The organism is Pseudomonas sp. P97.38 (assembly GCF_001269745.1).
Lineage (GTDB): Bacteria > Pseudomonadota > Gammaproteobacteria > Pseudomonadales > Pseudomonadaceae > Aquipseudomonas > Aquipseudomonas chlororaphis_E.
Window position 1 is genome coordinate 267,844 of sequence record NZ_LHVJ01000009.1, and the last position, 22,478, is coordinate 290,321.

At 64.2% G+C, this 22,478-nt stretch carries 15 protein-coding genes and 1 pseudogene; 1 reads left to right on the forward strand and 15 read right to left on the reverse strand.

The window, feature by feature from the left end; all coding sequences use genetic code 11:
* Window positions 1–51 precede the first annotated feature (51 nt).
* The 14 genes and pseudogenes from AD664_RS03235 to AD664_RS28105 form a co-directional block, all read right to left on the reverse strand.
* Entirely contained in the window at window positions 52–2,505 is a 2,454-nt protein-coding gene (locus AD664_RS03235; protein ID WP_053144350.1) for an autotransporter outer membrane beta-barrel domain-containing protein, read from the reverse strand.
* Between the two features lie 177 nt (window positions 2,506–2,682).
* On the reverse strand, window positions 2,683–3,447 hold the full coding sequence (locus AD664_RS03240; RefSeq protein WP_371260936.1) for an endonuclease/exonuclease/phosphatase family protein: 765 nt from the start codon (window positions 3,445–3,447) through the stop codon (window positions 2,683–2,685).
* 438 nt (window positions 3,448–3,885) lie between these two features.
* Window positions 3,886–4,650, reverse strand: a complete 765-nt coding sequence (locus tag AD664_RS03245) for a PIG-L deacetylase family protein (RefSeq protein WP_053144352.1) — start codon at window positions 4,648–4,650, stop codon at window positions 3,886–3,888.
* Window positions 4,651–4,904: 254 nt separating this feature from the next.
* Window positions 4,905–7,064, reverse strand: coding sequence for a glycogen debranching protein GlgX (gene glgX, locus AD664_RS03250; protein WP_042730657.1), 2,160 nt, complete (start codon window positions 7,062–7,064; stop codon window positions 4,905–4,907).
* A 215-nt stretch (window positions 7,065–7,279) separates the two neighbouring features.
* Window positions 7,280–7,615, reverse strand: a complete 336-nt coding sequence (locus tag AD664_RS03255) for a DUF2934 domain-containing protein (protein ID WP_042730658.1) — start codon at window positions 7,613–7,615, stop codon at window positions 7,280–7,282.
* Window positions 7,616–7,633: 18 nt separating this feature from the next.
* On the reverse strand, window positions 7,634–10,420 hold the full coding sequence (locus AD664_RS03260; protein ID WP_053144354.1) for a malto-oligosyltrehalose synthase: 2,787 nt from the start codon (window positions 10,418–10,420) through the stop codon (window positions 7,634–7,636).
* Window positions 10,417–12,495: a 4-alpha-glucanotransferase gene (gene malQ, locus AD664_RS03265; RefSeq protein WP_053144356.1), complete on the reverse strand. Its 2,079-nt coding sequence runs from the start codon at window positions 12,493–12,495 to the stop codon at window positions 10,417–10,419. Before malQ ends, AD664_RS03260 begins: the two co-directional genes overlap by 4 nt.
* Window positions 12,492–14,294, reverse strand: coding sequence for a malto-oligosyltrehalose trehalohydrolase (treZ, locus tag AD664_RS03270; RefSeq protein ID WP_042730661.1), 1,803 nt, complete (start codon window positions 14,292–14,294; stop codon window positions 12,492–12,494). The genes malQ and treZ overlap by 4 nt, the downstream gene beginning before the upstream one ends.
* Before the next feature lie 7 nt (window positions 14,295–14,301).
* Window positions 14,302–15,873 carry a glycogen synthase GlgA gene (gene glgA, locus AD664_RS03275; RefSeq protein WP_053144358.1) on the reverse strand — a complete coding sequence of 524 codons (1,572 nt, stop codon included), beginning with the start codon at window positions 15,871–15,873 and terminating at the stop codon, window positions 14,302–14,304.
* A gap of 853 nt (window positions 15,874–16,726) precedes the next feature.
* Window positions 16,727–17,689: a D-2-hydroxyacid dehydrogenase family protein gene (locus AD664_RS03280; RefSeq protein WP_053144360.1), complete on the reverse strand. Its 963-nt coding sequence runs from the start codon at window positions 17,687–17,689 to the stop codon at window positions 16,727–16,729.
* 11 nt (window positions 17,690–17,700) lie between these two features.
* Window positions 17,701–18,732 carry an alpha/beta fold hydrolase gene (locus AD664_RS03285; RefSeq protein WP_053144362.1) on the reverse strand — a complete coding sequence of 344 codons (1,032 nt, stop codon included), beginning with the start codon at window positions 18,730–18,732 and terminating at the stop codon, window positions 17,701–17,703.
* A 100-nt stretch (window positions 18,733–18,832) separates the two neighbouring features.
* Entirely contained in the window at window positions 18,833–19,279 is a 447-nt protein-coding gene (locus AD664_RS03290) for a DUF411 domain-containing protein (protein ID WP_042731966.1), read from the reverse strand.
* A gap of 237 nt (window positions 19,280–19,516) precedes the next feature.
* Entirely contained in the window at window positions 19,517–20,362 is an 846-nt protein-coding gene (locus tag AD664_RS28100; RefSeq protein ID WP_371260937.1) for a methyl-accepting chemotaxis protein, read from the reverse strand.
* A 15-nt stretch (window positions 20,363–20,377) separates the two neighbouring features.
* Window positions 20,378–21,511: pseudogene (locus tag AD664_RS28105) on the reverse strand (cache domain-containing protein); the annotation flags it as partial.
* Between the two features lie 256 nt (window positions 21,512–21,767).
* Here AD664_RS28105 and AD664_RS03300 point away from each other — a divergent pair.
* Window positions 21,768–21,956: a hypothetical protein gene (locus AD664_RS03300; RefSeq protein WP_042731964.1), complete on the forward strand. Its 189-nt coding sequence runs from the start codon at window positions 21,768–21,770 to the stop codon at window positions 21,954–21,956.
* 9 nt (window positions 21,957–21,965) lie between these two features.
* Here AD664_RS03300 and AD664_RS03305 read toward each other — a convergent pair whose 3' ends face one another.
* Complete coding sequence (locus AD664_RS03305; RefSeq protein WP_053144366.1) at window positions 21,966–22,346, reverse strand: fe2+ zn2+ uptake regulation protein; 381 nt, start codon at window positions 22,344–22,346, stop codon at window positions 21,966–21,968.
* Window positions 22,347–22,478 lie beyond the last annotated feature (132 nt).

The window sequence follows — 22,478 nt, forward strand, 5'->3', positions numbered from 1 at the left end:
GCCACCCAAGGGCGGGCTGTGGTGGCAGGCTTTCGGGGGCAGGTGGCGGGTCTACCAACTGATCCTCACGCCAAGATTACCTGCCACGCTGCGTTGCTGGTTGCTGTCGAGGTTGTTGCTGTAGTCGGCAGCGGCGTACACGCTGACCGCAGGCGCCAAGGTGACGATGACGCCCACGCCCAGGTCGCCGGTGGAGGCCCGCTGCTGGGTCTCGACCCGGTCGCTGTCATCGAAGGTCACGGCGTCGGTGCCGGAAAACGTGTGCCAGAGGTTGGCGCGCAGGTAGGGTTCCACGGGCATGCCACTGACCTGGTAGCGGCCCTTGAGCCGGGCCCCGACCCGGCCGGTCCACGCCCCGTCGGAATCGAATTCGACCTTGGAGATCCCATCGTTCTGGGTGTCCAGGGAGACCTTCTGATGGATGACCTGGACCTGGGGTTCGAGGACCCAGTCGGCGGTCACCGCGAACGGGTAGCCGGCCTCTGCCGAAAGTGTCAGTGCATGGCCGCGGTTATCGATCTTCACGCCGCGTTCGGAGCGGTTGTCACCGTCCAGGCGCGTGCCCATCACGACGGCGTCGACATAGCCGCCGGAGGGGTCGGTGAGGGTCCAGTACAGCCCGTAACTGTCGCCATCGAGCTCGATCTTGCCAGCGCGACGACCCTGGAAGCCCAGGTTGAAGCCATCGACGTGGCCGTTCAATTCGGTATGGCCGACGAAGAAGCCGATTCGCTGGGTCTGGCCGCCGGACATCGGTGCGCTGTACAGGTCATTCCCGACCTGGAACCCCTTGATGGACCCATCGAGGCGTGGTGTCACGGTACCGGCCCACGTCTGGTCCAGGTCCTTGCCATAGACCCGGCCCCAGCCCGCGCCGAAGGCGCCGTTCTCCGTCAGCAGGCGCTGGTCGCCCTGGCGGTCGTGGAAGGTGCCCAGGGCCATCAGCGTCAGTTGTGCCGCGGCGGGCGGCAACACCGACCAGGTGGGCACTTCCGGACGATACAACGGGATCGGCGCGGCGCCCGGCACGGCCACCGGCAACGGCGGCAAGGGTGGCGGGGTGGGAGCGTTTGGCTGGGGCGGCGGGGGAGGCGCGGCCACCGGTCCGGCGACCACGGTCGAGCGCAGGTACCAGTTGTTTGCGTTGCCCGTCACGCCTCCCTTGAACAGGCGATAGTCGAACGCACCGGCCGAGACCGATTGCGCCAGGGAGAAGGCGCCGCTGTCGCTGACCGCGCCACCCTGGGCCTGGACCAGTTCGATCCCGTCCTGGGTCGTCAAGCCGCCCGCGCCCCCGACATTCGTGACGGCAATGGCGGTGTTGCCGGTGAGCGTGCCGCCGTTGACCACCAGCTTGTCGCTGGGGGAACCGTCGGCGCCGAGCACCGTTTGCAGGCGCAACTGGCCGTTGTTGCCGACATAGTTGCCTTGCACGGTGAGGCTGTCGTTGGTGCGCGTGTTGTCTCGCGTAAGGTCAATCGTCCCGCTGTTGTTGAGGGTGACCGATTGGCCAGCGGTAAACGGATTGACGCTGCCTTGGGTTGACGTCAATACGCTGCTGCTGTCGATGTTCAGCACGCCGGTGGCCGTGGCGGAGTCGCCCAGCACCAGCGTGTCGTTGAGGTCCAGGCGCGAGCCCTGGGCCAGATTGACAGTCTCCCAATTGACATAGCGGGCGCCGGTGCTGGAGGTGGTGGCCTCGAACGTCAGGCTGTCCTGGCCCAACCCGCCGTCCAGGCTGGGGGTACTGGCGAGCCGGGTTTCATCCAGGTTTTGCAGCAGCGCCGTGTCGGTGCCGTCGCCCATCAGGATGGCTGAACGAATGACGCCGCCGCTCCACTGGAACCGGTCGTTGCCGAAGCTGGTGCGCACCTCGCCATCGATTTCCCCGCCGCTCACGGTGACGCTGTCGTCGCCCCCGCTGACACTCACGTTGCCGCCGATACGCCCCGCGGAGAGGATGATGGTGTCCTGGCCAAAGCCGGTCACCAGGTTACCGAGGATCTGCCCACCCGACATGTCGAACAGGTTGTCATCGAGCTTCATGTCGACCCGGCCGATGGTGCCGCCAGTCATGTGGGCGATGTCGCCATCCTCGAAGGCCTCGACGATGGTGCCACCGGTCATCAGGAAGGTGTCCAGACCATCGCCCTGGGCCAGGGACTGGATACTGCCACCGTGCATGACGAAGTCATCGATGCCCGAGCCTTGCTGAACATCGCCGCCGATGGTGCCGTTGGCATTGATCTCGATGTAGTCGGTGCCGGCGCCGAAGGTGACGTCGCCGGTGATGGCGCCGCTGCCATTGGCCGGCATCGTCAGGCGGTTGTTGCCGGCCAGGTCGGTCAACCCCGGGGCGCTGCCGCTGTCGCAGACGTAGGCATCGTCGCCTGCGGTCGGTGTCAAGGTGCAGGCCGCCAGGGCCGGTGGGGTGTTGAGCAGGAACAGGCTTGAAACCGATAAGGCGTTGAACAGTCGATTGAGTCCATGATCGCGCAAGCTCATGTGCTTTCCCTCTGCAGCAGCATCCTGGAATGCCGGTTTCAGCATCGGTTGCACGGCTACTGGCACACGGGACCTGGCAACGCTCGCTGTATGGGATGGGACCCTAACAACGAATAGCGAGCGTCGCTACTGTCAGAACTTACAGGTGCTTACGCTGCGCGCGGCGCAAAATCGGGGCTACAAATGCACTTCCACCGATAGCGGCAGATGGTCGCTCAGGTGGGTCCACGGCTTGGTGCCAAGTATCTGCGGCGCGTGGCTGCTGGCATTGCGCAAGTAGACGCGGTCCAGGCGCAGGAGCGGGAAACGCGCCGGATACGTCCGGGCGGGACGGCCGTGATGGTGCTCGAAGGCCTCGTGCAGGTAGCCACGGCGGGCGAGGGTGGTGTTGCCATGCAACTGCCAGTCGTTGAAGTCGCCGGCAATGATCACCGGGGCGTCTTCGGGCAACGAGTCGAGCAGTTGGCAGAGCAGCTTGAGTTGCAGTTGCCGATGGCTTTCCAACAGGCTCAGGTGCACGCAGATCCCGTGGACCTCCGCGTGGCCCGGGACCTCCAGCACGCAGTGCAGCAAGCCGCGGCGTTCCGGGCCGGTGATGGACACGTCGAGGTTGCGGAACTGGCGGATCGGGTACTTGGACAGTAGGGCGTTGCCGTGATGACCATCGGGGTACACCGCGTTGCGGCCGTAGGCGAAGTCATTCCACATGCTGTCGGCGAGAAATTCGTACTGGGAGGTCTGCGGCCAGTTGTCGTAGCGCGACGCGTGGCGGTCATGTTCGCCCAGCACTTCCTGCAGGAACACCAGGTCGGCGCCCGTGCTGCGTACCGCTTCGCGCAGCTCCGGCAGGATGAAACGGCGGTTGAGGGCGGTGAAACCCTTGTGCGTATTGACCGTCAAGACTCGCAGCCGATGAACCGCCGCAGGCGTGTCCAATGGCATGGTTTCGACGGCTCGCCAATCGGGATCTCGGGTCACGTTCACTCCTGAATCAGACGTACCTGTTCATGCGACTGACAGGAGGCTTCGGCAGTTCCGGATTTTTCCTGGGGCATTGTTGTGGCCAGGGCTGCCGCTTTCGCGAGCAAGCCCGCTCCCACACCGGATTTGCGCTGTATCCGCGTCTCAGTCCATGCGACGCCCCATGTGGGAGCGGGCTTGCCCGCGAAGGCGGCCTTGCATCCAACAGAGATGTTGGCGGATCCGCCGCTTTCGCGAGCAAGCTCGCTCCCACACCTGATTGCGTTGTATCCGAGTCTCAGGCCATGCGAAGCCCCATGTGGGAGCGGGCTTGCCCGCGAAGGTGGCCTTGCATGCAACAGAGATGCCGATGAGTCCACCGCTTTCGCGAACAGGCCTGCGCCCACAGGGGCTGAGATTTCAGATGAAGACAATCTCGTACGGCATGCCCATGCGATCGAGGATCACCCGTGGTACCAGGGGCGCGATGCCGTTGGCCGGTTCGCCGTTCAGCTGGCTGGTGTAGGCGTACATGGCGTGACGCTTGCGGGCGGTGGTCCAGACGTCCAGGCGCAGTTTGCGGGCCCGATGCCAGGGGATCTTCTTCTGCTCGCGCACCGGCCAGTGCCAGGCCCACACGGGCAGTTCGTGGAACAGCGCGCCGACGGCCTCGGCGGCCTGTGCACCGGCTCGGCCCACCGTGTCATGGTCGCTGTCACCGTCCAGGCGCCAGGTGCTGAAGACCACGTCGCCGGGTCGCAAGTGGTGGCTGATGAAGGCCGTCAACTCGGCTTCGTGTTCGGCCAGGGCCTTTTCCGGAAAACCGCCGCGCACCCATTGCAGGCCATGGGCGGGAATACCCAGGCGGTGCAGGGCGTCGACGCTTTCCTGGGGGTGGGGGCGGTGCATGCGCAAGCGTTCATCGGTCCACAGCGGTGAGCCCGGATGGCCGATGTCGCCATCGGAGACCGAGATCAACAACATGGGATGGGCCAGGTTGTTCAGCAACTGGATCAAGCCGCCACAGGCCCCGACCTCATCGCCCGGATGCGGGGAGAGGATCACGGCGCGGGCGCCGGCAGGCACGAGGGTCTGGGTACTGATAATGGGAATGTCGGCCAGTTGCGGCGCACTGTTCCATATTTGCGGGTGCTGTCGACTGTTCAGGCGAGAGGCGGGTTTCATGGGGAAGACGTCCTTGTTGTATTCAATCCTGCGGCCTTGCACCGAGCATACCGCCCGATGCGGCGCATCAAGTCACGATTGCCATTGGCGGCGCTCCTGATCCTGGAGTCTACCGCAAGCGAAGTATTGACCATGTCGGTCGTTTCGTCGCGTGGCATCGATGTCTGAACCGTACTTTTTTCTCCCAACTGGGCCTATAGAAACAAGGGCCACATCTATGCGGCCCTCGTTTTTCAATGGCTTAACTCCAATAGTTAATCTTCTTCCTCACGTTGCAGCTCGAACAACAGCAGCGAGCGCCCAGTCACCGAGTATTCGGACTCGAACTCGAACCGTTCCTGGCCACGCACGGTGGGCTGGTTGGTGTCGACCAGGCACGTCCAGAAACTGCCTTCAGGCACTTCAGGCAGGCGGAAGTTGACGATGTCGTGGTGTGCATTGACCACCAACAGCAACGTCGCATCGCCGCCCTTGCGCCGGATCCCGGTTTCCTGGGCGCGACCGTCCATCAACATGCCCAGGCAACGACCGTGGCTGTCCTGCCATTGCTCGACGGTCATTTCGTTGCCATCGGGTGCCAGCCAGGTCACGTCCTTGACGCCGATGTCCTCGTTGTAATTGCCCACCAGGAACCGTCCGCGCCGCAGGATCGGGTAGGCCAGGCGCAACTTGATCAGGCGCTTGACGAACTTGAGCAGCGCCGCGCCATCCTCGCTCAGGTCCCAGTTGACCCAGCCGATCTCGCTGTCCTGGCAGTAGGCATTGTTATTGCCGTGCTGGGTGCGGGCGAACTCGTCCCCGGCGACGATCATCGGCGTGCCCTGGGCAAACAGCAGCGTGGCGAAGAAGTTGCGCATCTGCCGATGGCGCAGGGCGTTGATCTGCGGATCGTCCGTCGGCCCTTCGACGCCGTGGTTCCAGGACAGGTTGTTGTTGCTGCCGTCCTGGTTGTTCTCGTCGTTGGCCTCGTTGTGCTTGTCGTTGTACGAGACCAGGTCATTGAGGGTAAAACCGTCGTGGGCAGTGACGAAGTTCACCGAGGCGTAAGGGCGTCGGCCCCGCTGGTTGAACATTTCGCCGGAGGCTGTCATGCGGCTGGCAAAGTCGGCCAGTTGGCCGTCGTCACCTTTCCAGAAGGCGCGCACCGTGTCGCGGAACTTGTCGTTCCATTCCATCCAACCGGGCGGGAACCCTCCGACCTGATAGCCACCGGGGCCGCAGTCCCAGGGTTCGGCGATCATCTTCACCTGGCGCAGCACCGGGTCCTGTCGGCAGGCGACGAGGAAGCTGTGGCGCTCATCGAAGCCATCGTGGTAGCGGCCGAGGATGGTGGCCAGGTCGAAGCGAAAGCCGTCGACGTGCATTTCCGTGGCCCAGTAGCGCAGGGAGTCGGTGACCATCTGCAAGACGCACGGGTGGCTCAGGTCCAGGGTGTTGCCGGTGCCGGAGTCGTTGATGTAGTAGCGCTTGTCGTCAGGCATCAGCCGGTAGTACGAGGCGTTGTCGATGCCGCGCATGGACAGGGTCGGGCCTTGTTCGTTGCCTTCGGCGGTGTGGTTGTAGACCACGTCGAGGATGACTTCGAGGTTGGCTTCATGCAGGTGCGCGACCATCTCCTTGAACTCGGCGATCTTGCCACTGGCCAGGTAGCGCGGGTCCGGGGCGAAGAAGGCGATGCTGTTATAGCCCCAGTAGTTGGTCATGCCCTTGTGCAGCAGGTGCTGGTCGTTGACGAAACCGTGGATCGGCAACAGTTCGACCGACGACACGCCGAGCTTGCGAATGTGTTCGAGCACGTCGTCGACCATCAACCCGGCGAACGTGCCGCGCAGGTTCTCCGGCACCGAGGGATGGCGCATGCTGATGCCGCGCACGTGGGTCTCGTACAGGATGGTCTTGTCCCACGGCACGCTGACGCGGTGGTCGTGGCCCCAGGTGTGCGCCGGGTCGATGACCTTGCACTTGGGCACGAACGGCGCGCTGTCGCGCTCATCGAAGCTGAGGTCGCCGTCAGGGTGGCCGATGGTGTAGCCGAACAGTGCTTCGGACCACTTCAGCTCACCCACCAATTGCTTGGCGTACGGGTCGATCAGCAGCTTGTTGGGGTTGAAACGATGGCCGTTCTCCGGGTCGTACGGGCCATAGACCCGATAGCCGTAGATCAGGCCGGGGTGGGCGTCGGGTAGATAGCCGTGATAAATCTCGTCGGTGTACTCCGGCAGCTCGATGCGTTCGAGTTCGACTTCGCCGGCATCGTCGAAAATGCACAGCTCGACTTTGGTGGCGTTGGCCGAAAACAGCGCGAAATTGACCCCGAGGCCATCCCAGGTCGCACCAAGCGGAAAAGGCAGCCCTTCACGAATCCGCGAAGCCTCGATAACAGGCGGCGGCGTGGTTTTTTTTGGACGGGTCATAGTTGCTCCTGCAAAAGACAGACAGTTACGGCAAAGCGATCGGTTCAAGGTCCGTTGATTCAAGGGTCGTCCCGGGCGCACGACACCCGGGGCGAGGAAGACTCATCCCCGCCGAGGCGCGACGCGGCCCGGGCCTGGACTGCTGAGCAGCCCAGCGAGAGCAGGCTCCCTCGCCACAGTGGTACATCAACAGGCGCACTGCGTGAGCGTTGTGATTACACCGCCGGAGGCTTGCGGGCCGCCCGTGGTTTTTTCTCGGCCGGTTTTTCAATCGCCGAGTTGGCTGCCGCAGGTTTGGCGGCGGGCTTGGCCTTGGGGGCAGCGGCCTTCGGTGCCGGCTTGGCCGCGGGTTTGGCGGCAGGCTTGGCGCCGTCGGCCTTGGCAGCAGGAGCCTTGCCTGCGGCCTTGGGCGGTTTGCTCGGGGCCAGGGCTTCGGCTTCCGCCAGTTTGCGCGCCATCTCCCAGTGGCGTTTTTCGTGCCCGGTAGGCTTACCTTCGGACTCCCAGATCTGGTAGGCGAATTCGCGAATACGTTTATCGTCGGTACTCATCGCAGTGCTCCTGACAACTCAAGATTGGATAAAGACATTGACCGGGAAATCCCCCAGCGCGGCGCTGACCATCAGCTCCCCTTGGGGTGTGACTGCTGTGCTTGAAAAAAGTCCCTTCAGTTTTCCCTCCTGGGTGGCGAACGGTAATGACACGCGGGTATCGCCCCAGTCCGAGGCGGCCACCCGCGGCTGCGCACTGTTTTCCAGCAAGCGGGCAGCATGGATCGGCACCACGACTACCGCCCGTTGCTGCCCGTGCTCGCGCATGAACGCCAGCACCCGGCGGGCTTGCTCGCCAACCACTTCCAGCGGTTGGTAGCGGCCTTGCTGGAACAACTGCGGGCATTGGGCGCGCAGGGCCAGCGTCCTGGCGATGAGCGCCTGTTTGACCCGGCCATTGCGCCAGTCGCGCAACAACGCCGCCGGCGTGCTGTCGGCCTGCAATCCTTGGCGACGCGCCTGGAAATCCACCGGGCGCCGGTTGTCCGGGTCCACCAGGCTGAAATCCCAGAACTCGTTGCCCTGGTACAGGTCCGGCACGCCGGGTACGGTCATGCGCAGCAAGGTTTGCGCCAGGCTGTTGAGCGCGCCCGCCGGTGCGATGGCCTGGACCGCCTCGGCGATGGCACTGCGCAACGGCAGCCCTTCATCACCCAGCAACAGGCGTTCGAGAAACATCTGCGTTGCTTGTTCATAGGCGTCGTTGACCGCCGCCCAGCTGCTTTGCAGCTTGGCTTCGCGCAGGGCCTTGCGCTGCCACTGCCAGAGGCGTTCGTTGTACTCGGCCAGGGCCTTGTGGTCCTGGATGTCCAGGTCCAGCGGCCAGCTCCCCAGCAACGCTTGGTACAGGATCAGTTCATCACCAGCCGAAGGCGCCGCCGGGTCGCTGTGCAGCGAGGGCGCGAGGATGCGCCATTGCTCCACGCTGGCGGTGTACCAGTCGGCGCGTTCACTGAGCACGGCCAGCCTGGCGCGGGTGTCTTCGCCACGCTTATGGTCGTGGGTCGCGGTGGTCATCAGGTTGTCGGGGAAATGCTCGAGCCGCTCGAGGCAGGCTTCATGGAACGCCTGGGGCGGGGCACTGAAACGCTCGGTGTTGTAGCCCACGTCGTTACGCGACAACAGCACGGCCGAGCGATACAGCGCGGTGTCTTCCACGGCTTTGGCGGCGGCCGGCGAGGTCAGTTGCTGGAAGCGCACACAGGCATGGCGCAGGCGCTTGCGCTGGGGGCCGCGGGGGCGTTGGCGCCAGGGCATGCCACCGAGCCAGCCGGCCAGGCAATCGAGCACTGGCCAATCGGCTTCGCTGAGGGTTTGCCGGGCGCCTTCCAGGGCCTGGTTGAAAAACGCCTCGTCTTCGGCCGAGCGTCCCAGAGGGCTGATGTAGGTGCGGTACACCGGGAAATGCACGATCAGTTCCTGCAACGCCCGGCGAATCGCGCCCAGGGTCAGGTCACGGGTCATGACGTCGTCCCGCGCCACTTGCAGCAGGGCCTGGGCGACGCTTTCGAAATCCCCGGCGAGGGAACCGTTGAGGATCTGCTGGCGGGCCAGCCGGGCTTCCTCGATGAAGTGCGCCGGTCGCTCGCTCTGGCGGCTCCAGAATTCGGCGAGCGGTTCGGCACCGGCGGGGTCGTGTTGCAGCAGCGAGATCTGGTTCATGAACTCGTAGCCGGTGCTGCCGTCGACGTTCCAGTCCCGACGCAAGGTCTCGCCGTCGCCAAGGATCTTCTCGATGAAGATCGGCAGGTGCCGCGACGGGGACAGGGCATCGAGTCGCCGGCGCAGCTTGCGGCTGTAGCCCCGTGGATCGGCCAGCCCATCGATGTGGTCGATGCGCAGGCCATCCACCAGGCCTTCGCTAATCAGCTGGAAGATCTTCGCATGGGTCGCTTCGAACACGGCCGGGCGCTCGACCCGCAACCCACCCAGTTCGTTGACATCGAAAAACCGTCGCCAGTTGATGTCATCCGCGGCCGTGCGCCAGCTGGCCAGCCGGTAGCTCTGGCGTTCCAGCAGTTGGTGCAGGCGCTCGAAGCCTTCCGGTTGCGTGCAATCGTAGTCGCGTAGATTGCCCTCAATGGCGGCGAGGATGTCCGGGGCTGCCGCCAGTTCGCGCAATTGCACTTGCAGCGGACGGGCGAGGGTGTGGGCGTCGGTCTGGTAGTTCAGCGTGGTGAAGCGTTCAGCCAGCGACTTGAGCGCCTCGGCCCGTTCGGCAGGCAGGCTGTCGCCGGGCTTGAGCAACTCGCCATAGTGCATCGGGCAGATGGGGAAATGGTGCTCGTAGTGTTCGACGTAGAAGCTTCCCTGCGCGGCATTGAAGCGCAGTTGCAAGGTGCCTTCCTGCAAGGCCACGCCGTAGTCGCTGCCCAGGAACGGCAACAGCAACTGGCCTTCCAGCAATGGGTCGGGAGAGTGCCACTGGATGTCGAAGAATTCGCCATACGGGCTCAGGCGCCCCCATTCCAGCAGGTCCAGCCACCAGGGGTTGTCGTTGCCACCGACCGCCATGTGGTTGGAGACGATGTCGAGGATCAGCCCCATCCGGTGCTCGCGAAGGGTCGCCACCAGGCGTCGCAAGGCGTCCTCGCCGCCCAGTTCCGGGTTGACCAGGGTCGGGTCGACCACGTCGTAGCCGTGCATGGAGCCGGCACGGGCCTTGAGTAGCGGGGAGGCATAGATATGGCTGATGCCCAGCGCGGCGAAGTACGGCACCTGCGCGACGGCATCGTCCAGGGTGAAGCCTTTATGGAATTGCAGGCGAATGGTCGCCCGCAGTGGTTGGATCGTAGGCAGATTCATCGGTCACGCTCGTTCGCCTGGAGTCGCGCACAGGCAAGTATTTCCAGGCGCCGGGCGGCGTCCGGGTGATCCAGCAACGCCTGGCTGTCATGGGCCAGGCGGCGGCGCCAATTGGGGTGGGTGTCGATGGTGCCGGGCAGGTTGGCCTGCTCTTCGATACCCAGGGCATCTTCGAGTGGCAACAGCACCAGCGGCGCACGGGTGTGGCCGAGAAAGCGCACGCTGGCGTCCAGCACCTGGTCGGTCTCGCGGTGTTCTTCGCGAAAGTTCTGTGGGTCTTGGTTCAGCACGCTGCGCAGGCCTTCGCGTTCACGTTCACGGTGCTTGCGCCAGTCTATTTCCGTGTGGGAGTCGATCAGGTCCAGCCGCGCATTCCAATCGATGTCGTGCCCGTGCCACCAGCCATTGAGGGTCGGCAGGTCATGGGTGCTGGTGGTCGCCAGCGCGTTGTCCGGCCAGTCGAGGATCGGCTTGAAGTGGGTGTTGTCCTGTTCGAACAACAGCACGCGCATGCCCAGGATCGACCGGGCGCTGAGTTTTTCCCGCAGGCCGTCCGGCACGGTGCCGAGGTCTTCGCCGAGCACGATGGCCTGGTGACGGTGGGATTCGAGTGCCAGTAGGCGCAGCAGGTCGTCCACCGGGTAATACAGATAGGCGCCGTCCGAAGGCGGGGCGTCGTTGGGGATCACCCACAGGCGTTGCAGGCCCATGACGTGGTCGATGCGCAAGCCACCGGCGTGAGCGAAATTGGCCCGCAGCATCTCGATGAATGCGCGAAAGCCGTTGCGCACCAGCCCTTCGGGGGAGAACGCCGAGATTCCCCAGCCCTGGCCGGAGCGGTTGAGAATGTCGGGCGGTGCGCCCACGGTCAGCGAGGCGAGCAGTTCATCCTGGCGGCTCCAGGCCTGGCTACCGGCTCCGTCGGCCCCCACTGCGAGGTCGGCGATCAGGCCAATGCCCATGCCACTGGATTTGGCGGCGCTCTGGGCGCGCTCCAGGCAGCGGGCGATCAGCCATTGGCAAAAGGCATAGAAACCGATTTCATCGGCGTTTTCTTCGGCGAAATGCGCCAGCACGGCGCTGCGCGGGTTGCGCCATTCCTCCGGCCACTGCCGCCAGTCGAGGCTTTCGCCGCGGGCGGCGCGCTCGGCCTGCAAGGCTTCGAAGCGACAGTGGTTTTCCAGGGCCTCGCCGCTGGCGTGGCGGAAACTGCTGAAGTCTTCGTGCAAGGGGTGTTCGCCCTGGCTGAAACCGTCGTACAGCGCCCGCAGGACCTTCTGCTTGGCCTCGGCCGCCACCGGCCAGTCGACCAGGGGTTGGTCTTCGAGCTTTTGCAGTTGGTTGGCAAGGCCGGTGGCATCGATGGCGGTGCGCAGGGCGCGCTCGCCCAGGATGGTGCCTGGCGCCGCGTACAGACTGTTGAGAAACAACCGGCTGGACGGCGAATAAGGGCTGTAGCGACCCGTGTCGCTGCTGAACATCGCGTGCATCGGACTGATGGCGATGGCCTCGGCACCGCGCTCACCGGCCACCCGTGCCAGGTCTTCCAGGGCTTGGGTGTCACCGAAGCCGCCGTCACCGGGGCGCCGTAGCGCATACAGTTGGGCACTCAGGCCCCAGGTGCGCGGCGTCGGGTCGTTCACCGCATCGGCGACGCTGTAGCAGCGCGCCGGCGCGACCGCCAGGGTGAAGTGCTGCCCGTCGATGCTGACATGCTGGTAACCCACCGGCAGCATGCCCGGCAGCCTGGCGTCGGCGTCGAGCTTGAGGTTCAGCGTGGCGCCATCCTCCTGGCGGACCTCGCAGGGGGTGCCGGCCTCGAAGTAACGACTCAAGTCGACACTGACCCCGACATCGGCCGTGAGCAGCGGTGGCAGTTGATGGTTCCGTTGTTCTTGCTGCAATTGCAGCAGGCTGGCGTCGATTTCCTGGGCACTGCCGGCGGGATGGCCGAGGCCCGTCAGGACCGAGCGCAAGACGGCGGGCGAGACTTTCTGGGCCCGGCCGTTGGCATCGATCCAATCCACTGCGAGGCCCGCCCGGCCAGCGAGGATTTCCAGTTGCGCATCGCTCATGGGCGCTCTCCAGTGATGGTGGGCAACGGGGCCGCCTGTGTCAGGCTGACCAGCGCGCTGTAGGGCGCAAGGTGGCCCTGTTGCAACAGACCCATGGCGTGGGGCGGATGTTCGAAAAGAATGCGTGGATCTTCGGCGGCGGTATGCGCCACCGGCTCGGCGCTGAGGTTGAGGTCGATGCGCAGCACACTGCCGTCGCCCAACTGCCAGCGGGCACTGACGGCGCCCGGGCCGAGCACGTCAGTTTCCAGCGCGTGGGCGCCGGGCAGGCGTGGGACGATTTCCTCGCGCCGGATCTTCAGCAGGCTGCGATACAGCGTCTCGCGGGCCAGTTGTTCCGGTTCATGAGCCTCCAGGTTCGGGCGCGAGGCTTCGAAGGTGGTGGCCGCGTTGGGATCGGGAATTCGCTCGCGCTGTTGCGGGTCGGCGAAGGCGCTGAAGGCCTTGAACTCATTGCGTCGGCCTTCACGCACCAATTGCGCCAGTTCGCCGTGATGACTGGTGAAGAACAGGAAGGGCTGTGGTGCAATCACTTCATCGCCCATGAACAGCAGCGGGATCATCGGCGAGAGCAGCAACAGGACCGTCGCAGCCTGCAAGGCCTGGGGCGGGGCCAGTTGATGCAGGCGCTCACCGAGGGCGCGGTTGCCGATCTGGTCGTGGTTCTGCAGGAACAGTACGAACGCGCTGGGCGGCAGGTGCCCGCTGGGTTCGCCGCGTGGCTCACCGTGGCGGTTGATGTGGCCCTGGAAGACAAAACCCTGGCTCAGGCAGCGTGCCAATTGTTCGGTGGGCTGCTCGGCGTAGTCGGCGTAATAGGCGTCGGTCTCGCCGGTCAGTAACACGTGCAAGGCATTGTGGCCGTCGTCGTTCCACTGGGCATCGTAGCCTTGCTCCAGCAGGCTGGCCTGGTTGTGCTCGTTTTCCACGGTCAGCCAGACGTGCCGGGTCGGGTCCACTTGTTCGCGCACCCGCGCCGCGAGCTCCTGGAGAAAATCCGGGTCTTCGATGGCGTGCACGGCGTCGAGGCGCAGGCCGTCAAAACGGTATTCCAGCAGCCACATCAGCGCGTTGTCGATGAAGAAGTCCCGAACTTCGCGGCGGCGAAAATCGATCGCCGCGCCCCAAGGCGTGTGTTTGTCTTCGCGAAAGAACCCCTTGGCATAGCGGTGCAGGTAATTGCCGTCGGGACCGAAGTGGTTGTAGACCACGTCGAGGATCACCGCCAGACCGTGGCCATGGGCGCTGTCGATCAGGTGCTTGAGCTGCTCCGGCGTGCCGTAGGAGGCTTGTGGCGCGTAAGGCAGGACGCCGTCGTAGCCCCAGTTGCGGTCGCCGGGAAACTGCGCCAGCGGCATCAGTTCGATGGCGGTGACCCCGAGCCCGGCCAGGCGCGCCAGGTGCTGCTCGACCCCCTCGAAACCCCCGAGGGCGCCAACGTGCAGTTCGTAGATGACGGCGTCGTACCAGGGCCGGCCGGACCAGTGGGTGTGGCGCCATTGGTAGGCATGGGGGTCGACCACCACGCTGTGGCGGTCGATGTCGCCGGCCTGGGCGCGGGAGGCCGGGTCCGGCACTTCCAGCTCGCCGTCGATGTTGAAGCGGTAGCGGGTGCCGGCGGGGCAACGGGTCTGGATCATGAACCAGCCGTCGGCCTGGGGCAGCAGGGGGATTGAATCTCCAGAGTCGAATTCGACACTGACAAAAAAAGCATCCGGTGCCCAGAGGGCGAAGCGGGTGTGCTCGTTATCGAGCATCACCGCGCCGTGGGTCCATGTATCAGGCGTCCTTGACGACATCGTTACCTCATTGTCTGGCCGATTTACCCAGTGATTTAGCCACCAGCTGTTCGTAGAGCTCGGCGTAGGGCTCCACCGCCTTGCTCCAGTTGAAAGGTGCCGACATGGCCCGGCAACGCATGGCATTGAGCAGCTCGGGGAACTCGAAGACCTTGAAGGCCCGGCTCAGGGCCTGCTTGTAGCTGTCGACGGTGGACTCGTCGAACAGGAAACCGGTGACGCCGTCCTCGATGGTGTCCGCCAGCCCGCCGGTGTTGCGTGCCACCGGCAGAGAACCGAAGCGCTGCGCGTACATCTGGCTCAGGCCGCAAGGCTCGTAGCGCGATGGCATCAGCAAAAAGTCGCTGCCGGCGAACATCCGCCGCGCATCGGTTTCGTTGAAGCCGATGCGCACGCCGATCCGGCCGGGGAACCGCAGCGCCAGTTCGCGCATGGCTTGTTCTTCTTCCGGCTCGCCACGGCCGATGATCGCGATCTGGCCGCCCGACTCGACGATGAACTCGGCGACCGCCTCGGTCAGGTCCAGGCCTTTCTGGTACACCAGGCGCGAGACCACGGCGAACAGCGGCCCGGTGCAATCGTCCAGGCCGAACAGCTCGCGTACATGGGCGGCGTTGACGGCCTTGCCTTCCCAGTCGCCGATGGCGAACTGGCGGAACAGGTGCGAGTCGGTCGCCGCGTCCCAGCTTTCGTCAATGCCGTTGGGGATGCCGCTGAGCAGGCCCTGCTGGGTCTTGGCCGCCAGGAAGCCATCGAGCCCGCAACCGAAGGTGGGGGTGGTGATTTCCTGGGCGTAGGTGGCGCTGACGGTGGTGATGTGGCTGGAGTAGGCCATGCCGGCCTTGAGGAACGACAGCTTGCCGTAGAACTCCATGCCTTCCTGTTGCAAGGCGTGTTCGGGAATGCCCAGCTCCGGGCAGCACGCCAGGCTCACCACGCCCTGGTAGGCCAGGTTGTGAATGGTGAACAGGGTGGGGGTCCGTTGGCCGCGCCAGTGCATGTAGGCCGGCGCCAGTCCAGCCGGCCAATCGTGGGCATGGACCAGGTCGGGGCACCAGTGGATCTGGGCGAGGTTGGCGGCGATGTCGGCGGCCGCCAGGCCCAGGCGGGCGAAGCGAATGTGGTTGTCCGGCCAGTCGCGACCGTTGTTGGCGCCATAGGGCGAGCCTTCGCGGGCATACAGCTCGGGGCAGATCAGGACGTAGATCACCAGGCCGTCGGCCATGTCCATGCGCCCGATCTTGCACGGCGGCAGCGCGGCGTGGCCGCCCAGTTCGCCGATGATGTGGATCGGATTGCCGCTGTTCATCACCTGCGGATAGCCGGGAATCAGTACCCGTACATCATGCAGGCCAGCCATGGCCCGGGGCAGCGCCGAAGACACGTCGCCCAACCCGCCGGTTTTCACCAGGTCGGCGATTTCCGACGTGACGAACAAGACCTTCTTGCGATTGGGGTTGTGGCGAACGACGGGGAGCAGTGCCTTGCCGCCGGTGGCGAGCACCGGAGCCGTCGGCGAATCGGCCGCCGGCGGTAATTGAGAACGGACCTGTTGTGGTTCCAAGGCAGCACTGATCATAAATATCTCCTGTTTTCTCGATCTGTTTCCGGCATGCGCCAGAGCTGTTGTTACATTGGCCGAATCCTGCGGCCAGGCGCACAAGCGCTACGCAAGGTAAGCAAAGCGCTGCCCAATGCGGCGAAGCGAATCAGGTGGGAGGGCCGTTGCAAGGACTGCACCAGCCGCTGTTGCCCTTCCATTACCCTGACCTGTCGCCGTCGCGAAAAGTTTCGACTTTTTTTCGTCTGGATGACCGGTCGGTATTACCCCCGGATCGCGAGTCTAGGTCAGAAGCTAGAGCGCTGCGGTGCGCTTCGTCGAATTGTCCGACAATCACGTTTTTTGTCGGCAATGTCTTACACGACAGCGCGAAAGACGCGCCGACGAAGTGCATGTTTCTGAAACCAGAACCGTGTACAGGGCATGCGGTGTTTTATAGCGGCGCGCGATGGAATGGCGTAGCGCACCATTAAGGGGCGTGAGCGATGGAGGCTTTTTGATGGCCTGTGTGCTATTGAAAAACTACAGGTGAATGACAGGCTGGGATGGAATGTGGGAACAGGATTGGCCGTGCCCGACCCGGGCCACTTGTGGGAGCGGGCTTGCCCGCGAAAGCGGTCTGTCTGGGGCGGTAATGTTGGCTGGGATGGCGTCTTCGCGGGCAAGCCCGCTCCCACAGAGGGCTTTGCCAGGCGCGGGTTTTGTGAACATGCCCGATTGAATTGTGGGCGGGCTTGCCCGCGAAAGCGGTCTGTCTGGGGCGGTGATGTTGGCTGGGATGGCGTGTTCGCGGGCAAGCCCGCTCCCACAGGGATCTTTGCCCAGGTGCGGGTTTTGTGAACATGCCCGTTTGAATTGTGGGAGGGTGGGTTCAGGAGGTGGCGGTCAGCAGGCGGATGGGGTGGCCGCTGGCCCAGGCCAGGAGGTCTTCGATCATCAGGGAATAGAAGAGTTGGTAGTTCTGTTGCGTGACGTAGCCCACATGCGGGGTGGCCAGTACGTTGTCCAGGGTTCGGAACGGGTGGTCGACGGGTAGGGGTTCCTGGGCGAAGACGTCGAGGGCGGCGCCGGCCAGGCGTTTGTGCTGGAGGGCATCGATCAGCGCGGCTTCATCGACGATCGGTCCGCGAGCGGTGTTGACCAGCAGCGCCGAGGGTTTCATCCAGCCCAGGGCCTGGGCATCCACCAGGCCGCGACTGCGTTCGCCGAGCACCAAGTGGACCGACAGGATATCGGCCTGCTCGAACAGCGCTTGCTTGCTCACATAGGTCACGCCTGCTTTGGCGGCGCGTTCGGCCGTGAGATTCTGGCTCCAGGCGATCACCCGCATGCCGAACACCTGGCCGAACTGCGCCACCCGCGTGCCGATGCTGCCCAGGCCGAGGATCCCCAGGGTCTTGCCGTGCAGGTCGCCACCCAGGCCTTGCTGCCACAAACCGGCGCGCAGGGCGTTGGCCTCCTGCACCAGGTTACGGGTCAGGGCCATGATCAACGTCCAGGTCAGTTCGGGTGCCGCGTGCTTGTAGCTTTGCGTGCCACACACCTGGATGCCCAGTCTGGCGGCGGCTTCAAGGTCGAGGGCGGCGTTGCGCATGCCGCCGGTGAGCAACAGCTTGAGACGCGGCAGGCGCTGCAACAGGTCTTCATCGAAGGTGGTGCGCTCGCGCATCACGCAGATCACTTCGAAGCGCTGCAAACGCTCGACAAGGGTGTCGCGGTCGGCGGGATAGTCGTGGACAAAGGTCACGTGACCCACGGCGTCCAGCGGCGACCAGTCGATCACGTCTCGCGCCACGTCTTGCCAATCGTCGATGACTGCTATTTGCACCGCCATGGAACACCTCATCAGGGAATGGGTTTGTCCAGCCAGTCGAGCAAGGCTTTGTGGAAGCGCTCCGGCTCTTCCATCTGCGGCGCGTGCCCCAGGTTGGGGAACTCCACCAGGGTCGACTGGGGGATCAATTGCGCAACCTGTTTGCCCAATACCTCATAGCGGCCCAACCTGGCCTTCACGGCGGGTGGCGCGATGTCGCTGCCGATGGCCGTGGTGTCGGCGGTGCCGATCAGCAGCAGGGTGGGGACGCGCAGGTCCTTGAACTCGTAGTAGACCGGCTGGGTGAAGATCATGTCGTAGATCAGCGCCGAGTTCCACGCCACTTGCGTATGCCCCGGCCCTTTGTTCAAGCCGGCGAGCATGTCCACCCAGCGGTCGAACTCAGGCTTCCAGCGCCCTGCGTAATAGGTCTTGCGTTCGTAATCGCGGATGCCATCGGCACTGAGCTTGAGCTCGCGTTGATACCACTGGTCAACGCTGCGGTAGGGCACGCCGAGGGCTTTCCAGTCCTCCAGGCCAATGGGGTTGACCAGCGCCAGGCGCTCGACCTGATCGGGAAACTGCAGGGCATAGCGGGTGGCGAGCATGCCGCCGGTGGAGTGACCCAGCACCGTGGCTTTCTGTACGCCGAGGGTCTTGAGCAGGGCTTGGGTATTGCTCGCCAATTGCTGGAAGCTGTACTGGTAATGGTCGGGTTTGCTCGAGGTGCAGAAACCGATCTGGTCCGGCGCGATCACCCGGTAGCCTTGCTCGCTGAGGGTCTTGATCGAGTCGCCCCACGTGGCGGCGCAGAAGTTCTTGCCATGCATCAGCACCACCGTGTGGCCATTGACCTTGCCCTGGGCCGGTACGTCCATGTAGCCCATCTGCAAGGCCTTGCCCTGGGACTGGAAGGCGAAGTGCTTGAGCGTGTAGGGGTAGTCGAAGCCTTCCAGTTGCGCGCCGTAGGCCGGGCCTTGCGACAGGTTGGCGGCCTGGGCGAACCAGGGCAGCGAGGCAGTCAGGAACAGGCTCGGCAGCCAGCGGGCGGTGGAACGCGACATGGTCAATCTCCTTGGGGACCGCCGCCGATCCTGGGGCGGTCCGATTATGGCGACATTAACCACAGGCAACCAAACCGCTCGAACGTTCCACCGCGCGCCGTCAATGGGCCGGGTAATCCGCCACCACGGTTTGCGTGCCGTCCTTCTTCAGGCCGATCACTTGGTAGGCGTCGCTCATGCCGTCCATTTCCATGCCGGGCGAACCCATGGGCATGCCGGGCGCGGCGACACCGAGCAAGTCATCGCGCTTGCTCAACGCCAGTACCTGCTCGGCCGGGACATGGCCCTCGACGAATTTGCCGTTGATCTCGGCGGTGTGGCACGAGCGCAGGTTGGGCGCCACGCCCAGGCGTTGCTTGACCGAAGCCATGTCGGCTTCGACATGGTCATTGACCTTGAAACCGTTGTCTTGCAAGTGCGAAATCCACTTCTTGCAGCAGCCGCAGTTGGCATCGCGGTGCACGTCGATGGTGACCGGTTCGGCGGCCTGGGCCAGGGTGGTCAGGAACAAGGCGCTCAGGGCGAGCAGGTGCAGGGGCTTGGCCATGGAAAGGCTCTCATGTCGAACGATTGGGCGGGAGGATAACAGAGTAGCGGGGCAGAGCTGACAGGGGGCTGAAGCGCAGATGACAGAATTGTCAGGTGGGACTGAGGATGAGGGTGTCAGTCATACCCTGTGGGAGCCGAGCTTGCTCGCGATAACGGCTGACCAGCCAACAGATTTGTCGACTGACATACCGCTATCGCGAAAGCTCGGCTCCCACGGAGGTTATGGCCGTAGCCGTTAGCGCACCTTGAATCGACCCATGATCGCATTCACCCGGCTGTTGGCGTCCAGCAGTTGTCGGGTGTTGTTTTCACTGGCCAGGCCGCTTTCCACCAGTTCCTCCACCATGTGGCGGATCTGCACCATGCTGCGGTTGATCTCCTCGGTCACCGCGCTTTGCTGCTCGGCGGCGGTGGCGATCTGGGTGCTCAGGCTGTTGATCTGGCTGACGGAGCCGGCCATTTCGTCCAGGCCCGAGTTGACCCGGGAAGTCGCATCGGCGGCCGACTGGCAACTGGCCTGGGTGTTTTCCATCGCCTGCACCGAGGAGCTCACGCCCTGGGTCAGTCGAGTCAGCATTTCGTTGATCTCCGAGGTGCTGGCCTGGGTACGGGCGGCGAGGGCGCGGACCTCGTCGGCCACCACGGCAAAGCCGCGACCCTGCTCGCCGGCCCGGGCGGCCTCGATGGCGGCGTTGAGGGCCAACAGGTTGGTCTGCCCGGCAATGGCGCCGATCACGCCGAGGATCTCGGTGATGCGCTGGGCATCCTGCTGCATGCTTTCGACCTTGCGGGTCGCGCTGGACACTTCGTCGATCAGCGCGACGACGCTGTTGGACGCCTCGCCGACGACCACGCGGGAGCGATCGGCGTGCTCGTTGGCGCGCTGGGTGAACGCGGCGGTCTCGGCGGCGTTCTGCGCCACGCTTTCGGCCGTGGAGCTCATCTCGGTGATGGCGGTCACGGTCTGGTCGGTTTCCGAGGCGTGGCGCATCAGGATCTCGCTGGTGTGGGCCGAGGTCCGTTGCAGGTTCTCCAGACTGGACGCCATGGCGCCGGTGGCCTGGGTGACTTCGCCAATCATGTTCTGCAGGTAGGCGATGAAGCCGTTGACCGAATGCCCGATGGCGCCCAGTTCATCTTCGGCGCGAATGGTGATGCGCCGGGTCAGGTCGGCATCGCCGGTGGACAAGGCGTCGATGTTGCCCTTGAGGATCTTCATGCGGTTGGTCAGTTGACGGATCGCGTACAACTGCATCAGCATCAGCAGGATCACCATCGGGATTTGCAGCAGGCTCAGCGTGTTCAACACGTCGTCGCGCTGGGCGGTGATCAGGCGGGTCGGCAATGCTGTCGCCAAGAACCACGGCGAGCCTTCGATGGGGCGCATGAAAAAGGTGCTGGCCACGCCGTTGTTGTCGAACTCGATCCGTTGCAGCGGCTGGTCACGGTGGGCCAGGCCGGCCTGAACCTGGGCGGCGAAGGGCGAGCTGGCGGCCAGTTCGCTGATGTTCTTCAGGACGATCGGCCCGTTGATGCGCGAACTGTTGCTGATGATTTTGCCGTCGCCTTCGACGATCAGCATCTCGGCGCTCAGGTCGGCTTCCTTGCGCGCCACCAGCTCATTGAAGAAGCCCAGGGTTACGTCGATGGTCGACACGCCATAGGGCACGCCGTTTTTCTGGATGGCCATGGCGCAGTTGGTGCGTGGCTCGGCGCTGGCGTCGTCCTTGTAGGCCGCGGCCCAGGCGCACTTGCCCGCCGGGGTGGCCATGCCGCCCTTGTGCCAGGGTTGCTCGTAGTAGTTCGGCGCGGCGTCACTGTTCCAGAAGGTATTGACCACCAGCTTGCCGGAGGCATCGCGGTGCCAGAACGTACTGAACTTGCTGCGCCCCTCGGCGCGCTGGTTCGGCAGCGGCCAGATCCCGCCGCCAAACACTTTCAACTCGCCGTACTGGTCCACCAGCCCCGGCAGCACTTTGTCGATGGCGTCGCTGTCGAGCAGTGGAATGGTCTGGGTGATGCTGCGCTGCTGGGCCTGCACCTTGCTCAGTTCGCCCTGGATCTGCTGGGCGACTTCGCCAATGCGGTTGAGGACCACCTGTTCTTCGGTATGGCGCAGCTTGGGCGCGACCAGGTAGCTGATGCCCACGACCGTCAAGATCGACAGCACCAGGATGAATAGAACCAGGAACAGCGTGTAGCGAGCCTGAATCGTTCGGAATGCGGGCATGGGGGTGGTTCCTTGCACGGAGGCGTCTTTCAAGGACAGTTGGGATAAACGTACCAACTTGTATCGGCGCGCCTCGCCCAAGCTTGAATACCGTGCATCGGCGGTGTCGTGGGCCCATCCGGCAAGTGATCGCCCGTAGGCGAACAGGCGGGTTGGCCTGTACCATGGGCCGCCCGTGCGCTGCCCGTCATCGCTCGATCCGGTGTCACCCCGGCAGGCCCCGGGCTACAGAACGGCAACATTCAGGAAATTGGCAATGACTCATTCACAACGCTTGAAGTACTCGATTCTGATCGTCCTCGTGGTCCTGGCGATCATGCTGGGCCTGTCCTGGATGCAGGGCAAAGGCATGATCAGCGAGCAGCTGTTTCAATACATCGCCATTGCCGTGGCGGTCATCGTGGTGGTGATCAACGGCGTGATGCGACGCAAGGTCAAGCCCTGACCCCGGGCGTCATTCACCCGCTTCGATCACGGCCATGGCCTTGGGGTGCAGGCAATAGCTCTTGTCGGGATTGAGCACGATGACCCCCTCGCTGCACAGGCGCTTGAGCACCTCGCGCACACTGAGGAAGGACAACGGAATGTCCAACCCCAGCAACTGACTGTGTACCCCCCGCACGCCCAGGCCGTGATTGTCCTCGGCCGCCTTGAGCAGCGCGTCGATGACCTTGAGGCGAATCAGGCTGGTCCTCAGCCCGAAGCTCTTGAGCAGGCGCCGGATGTGTTCATTGCCGCCGCGCTCGGCGGGCCTGGCGAAAACGGTGTGGGGGACGCCCAGCGAAACGCCGGTCGGTCGTGGCTTGCCCTCCATGGGCAGTTGCGCGTTACGCATGCAGAAACTCCTTACCAGCCTGTTCAGAAAAGGTCACGGATACTCTCCTGTAATAGGACGAACGAGGGCGGGCAATCATGAAGGGCGGTATGTGAAAAATTTGCCCTTGCTTCGTCAAACCCCGTGATAGAA

Excerpts from the sequence above, each read along its gene's own strand:
- AD664_RS03235 (WP_053144350.1), bottom strand. The coding sequence starts at position 2,505 with ATGAGCTTGCGCGATCATGGACTCAATCGACTGTTCAACGCCTTATCG.
- AD664_RS03240 (WP_371260936.1), bottom strand. The coding sequence starts at position 3,447 with ATGCCATTGGACACGCCTGCGGCGGTTCATCGGCTGCGAGTCTTGACG.
- AD664_RS03245 (WP_053144352.1), bottom strand. The coding sequence starts at position 4,650 with ATGAAACCCGCCTCTCGCCTGAACAGTCGACAGCACCCGCAAATATGG.
- glgX (WP_042730657.1), bottom strand. The coding sequence starts at position 7,064 with ATGACCCGTCCAAAAAAAACCACGCCGCCGCCTGTTATCGAGGCTTCG.
- AD664_RS03255 (WP_042730658.1), bottom strand. The coding sequence starts at position 7,615 with ATGAGTACCGACGATAAACGTATTCGCGAATTCGCCTACCAGATCTGG.
- AD664_RS03260 (WP_053144354.1), bottom strand. The coding sequence starts at position 10,420 with ATGAATCTGCCTACGATCCAACCACTGCGGGCGACCATTCGCCTGCAA.
- malQ (WP_053144356.1), bottom strand. The coding sequence starts at position 12,495 with ATGAGCGATGCGCAACTGGAAATCCTCGCTGGCCGGGCGGGCCTCGCA.
- treZ (WP_042730661.1), bottom strand. The coding sequence starts at position 14,294 with ATGTCGTCAAGGACGCCTGATACATGGACCCACGGCGCGGTGATGCTC.
- glgA (WP_053144358.1), bottom strand. The coding sequence starts at position 15,873 with ATGATCAGTGCTGCCTTGGAACCACAACAGGTCCGTTCTCAATTACCG.
- AD664_RS03280 (WP_053144360.1), bottom strand. The coding sequence starts at position 17,689 with ATGGCGGTGCAAATAGCAGTCATCGACGATTGGCAAGACGTGGCGCGA.
- AD664_RS03285 (WP_053144362.1), bottom strand. The coding sequence starts at position 18,732 with ATGTCGCGTTCCACCGCCCGCTGGCTGCCGAGCCTGTTCCTGACTGCC.
- AD664_RS03290 (WP_042731966.1), bottom strand. The coding sequence starts at position 19,279 with ATGGCCAAGCCCCTGCACCTGCTCGCCCTGAGCGCCTTGTTCCTGACC.
- AD664_RS28100 (WP_371260937.1), bottom strand. The coding sequence starts at position 20,362 with ATGATTGGCGAAGTCACCCAGGCCACCGGCGCCATGGCGTCCAGTCTG.
- AD664_RS03300 (WP_042731964.1), top strand. The coding sequence starts at position 21,768 with ATGACTCATTCACAACGCTTGAAGTACTCGATTCTGATCGTCCTCGTG.
- AD664_RS03305 (WP_053144366.1), bottom strand. The coding sequence starts at position 22,346 with ATGCGTAACGCGCAACTGCCCATGGAGGGCAAGCCACGACCGACCGGC.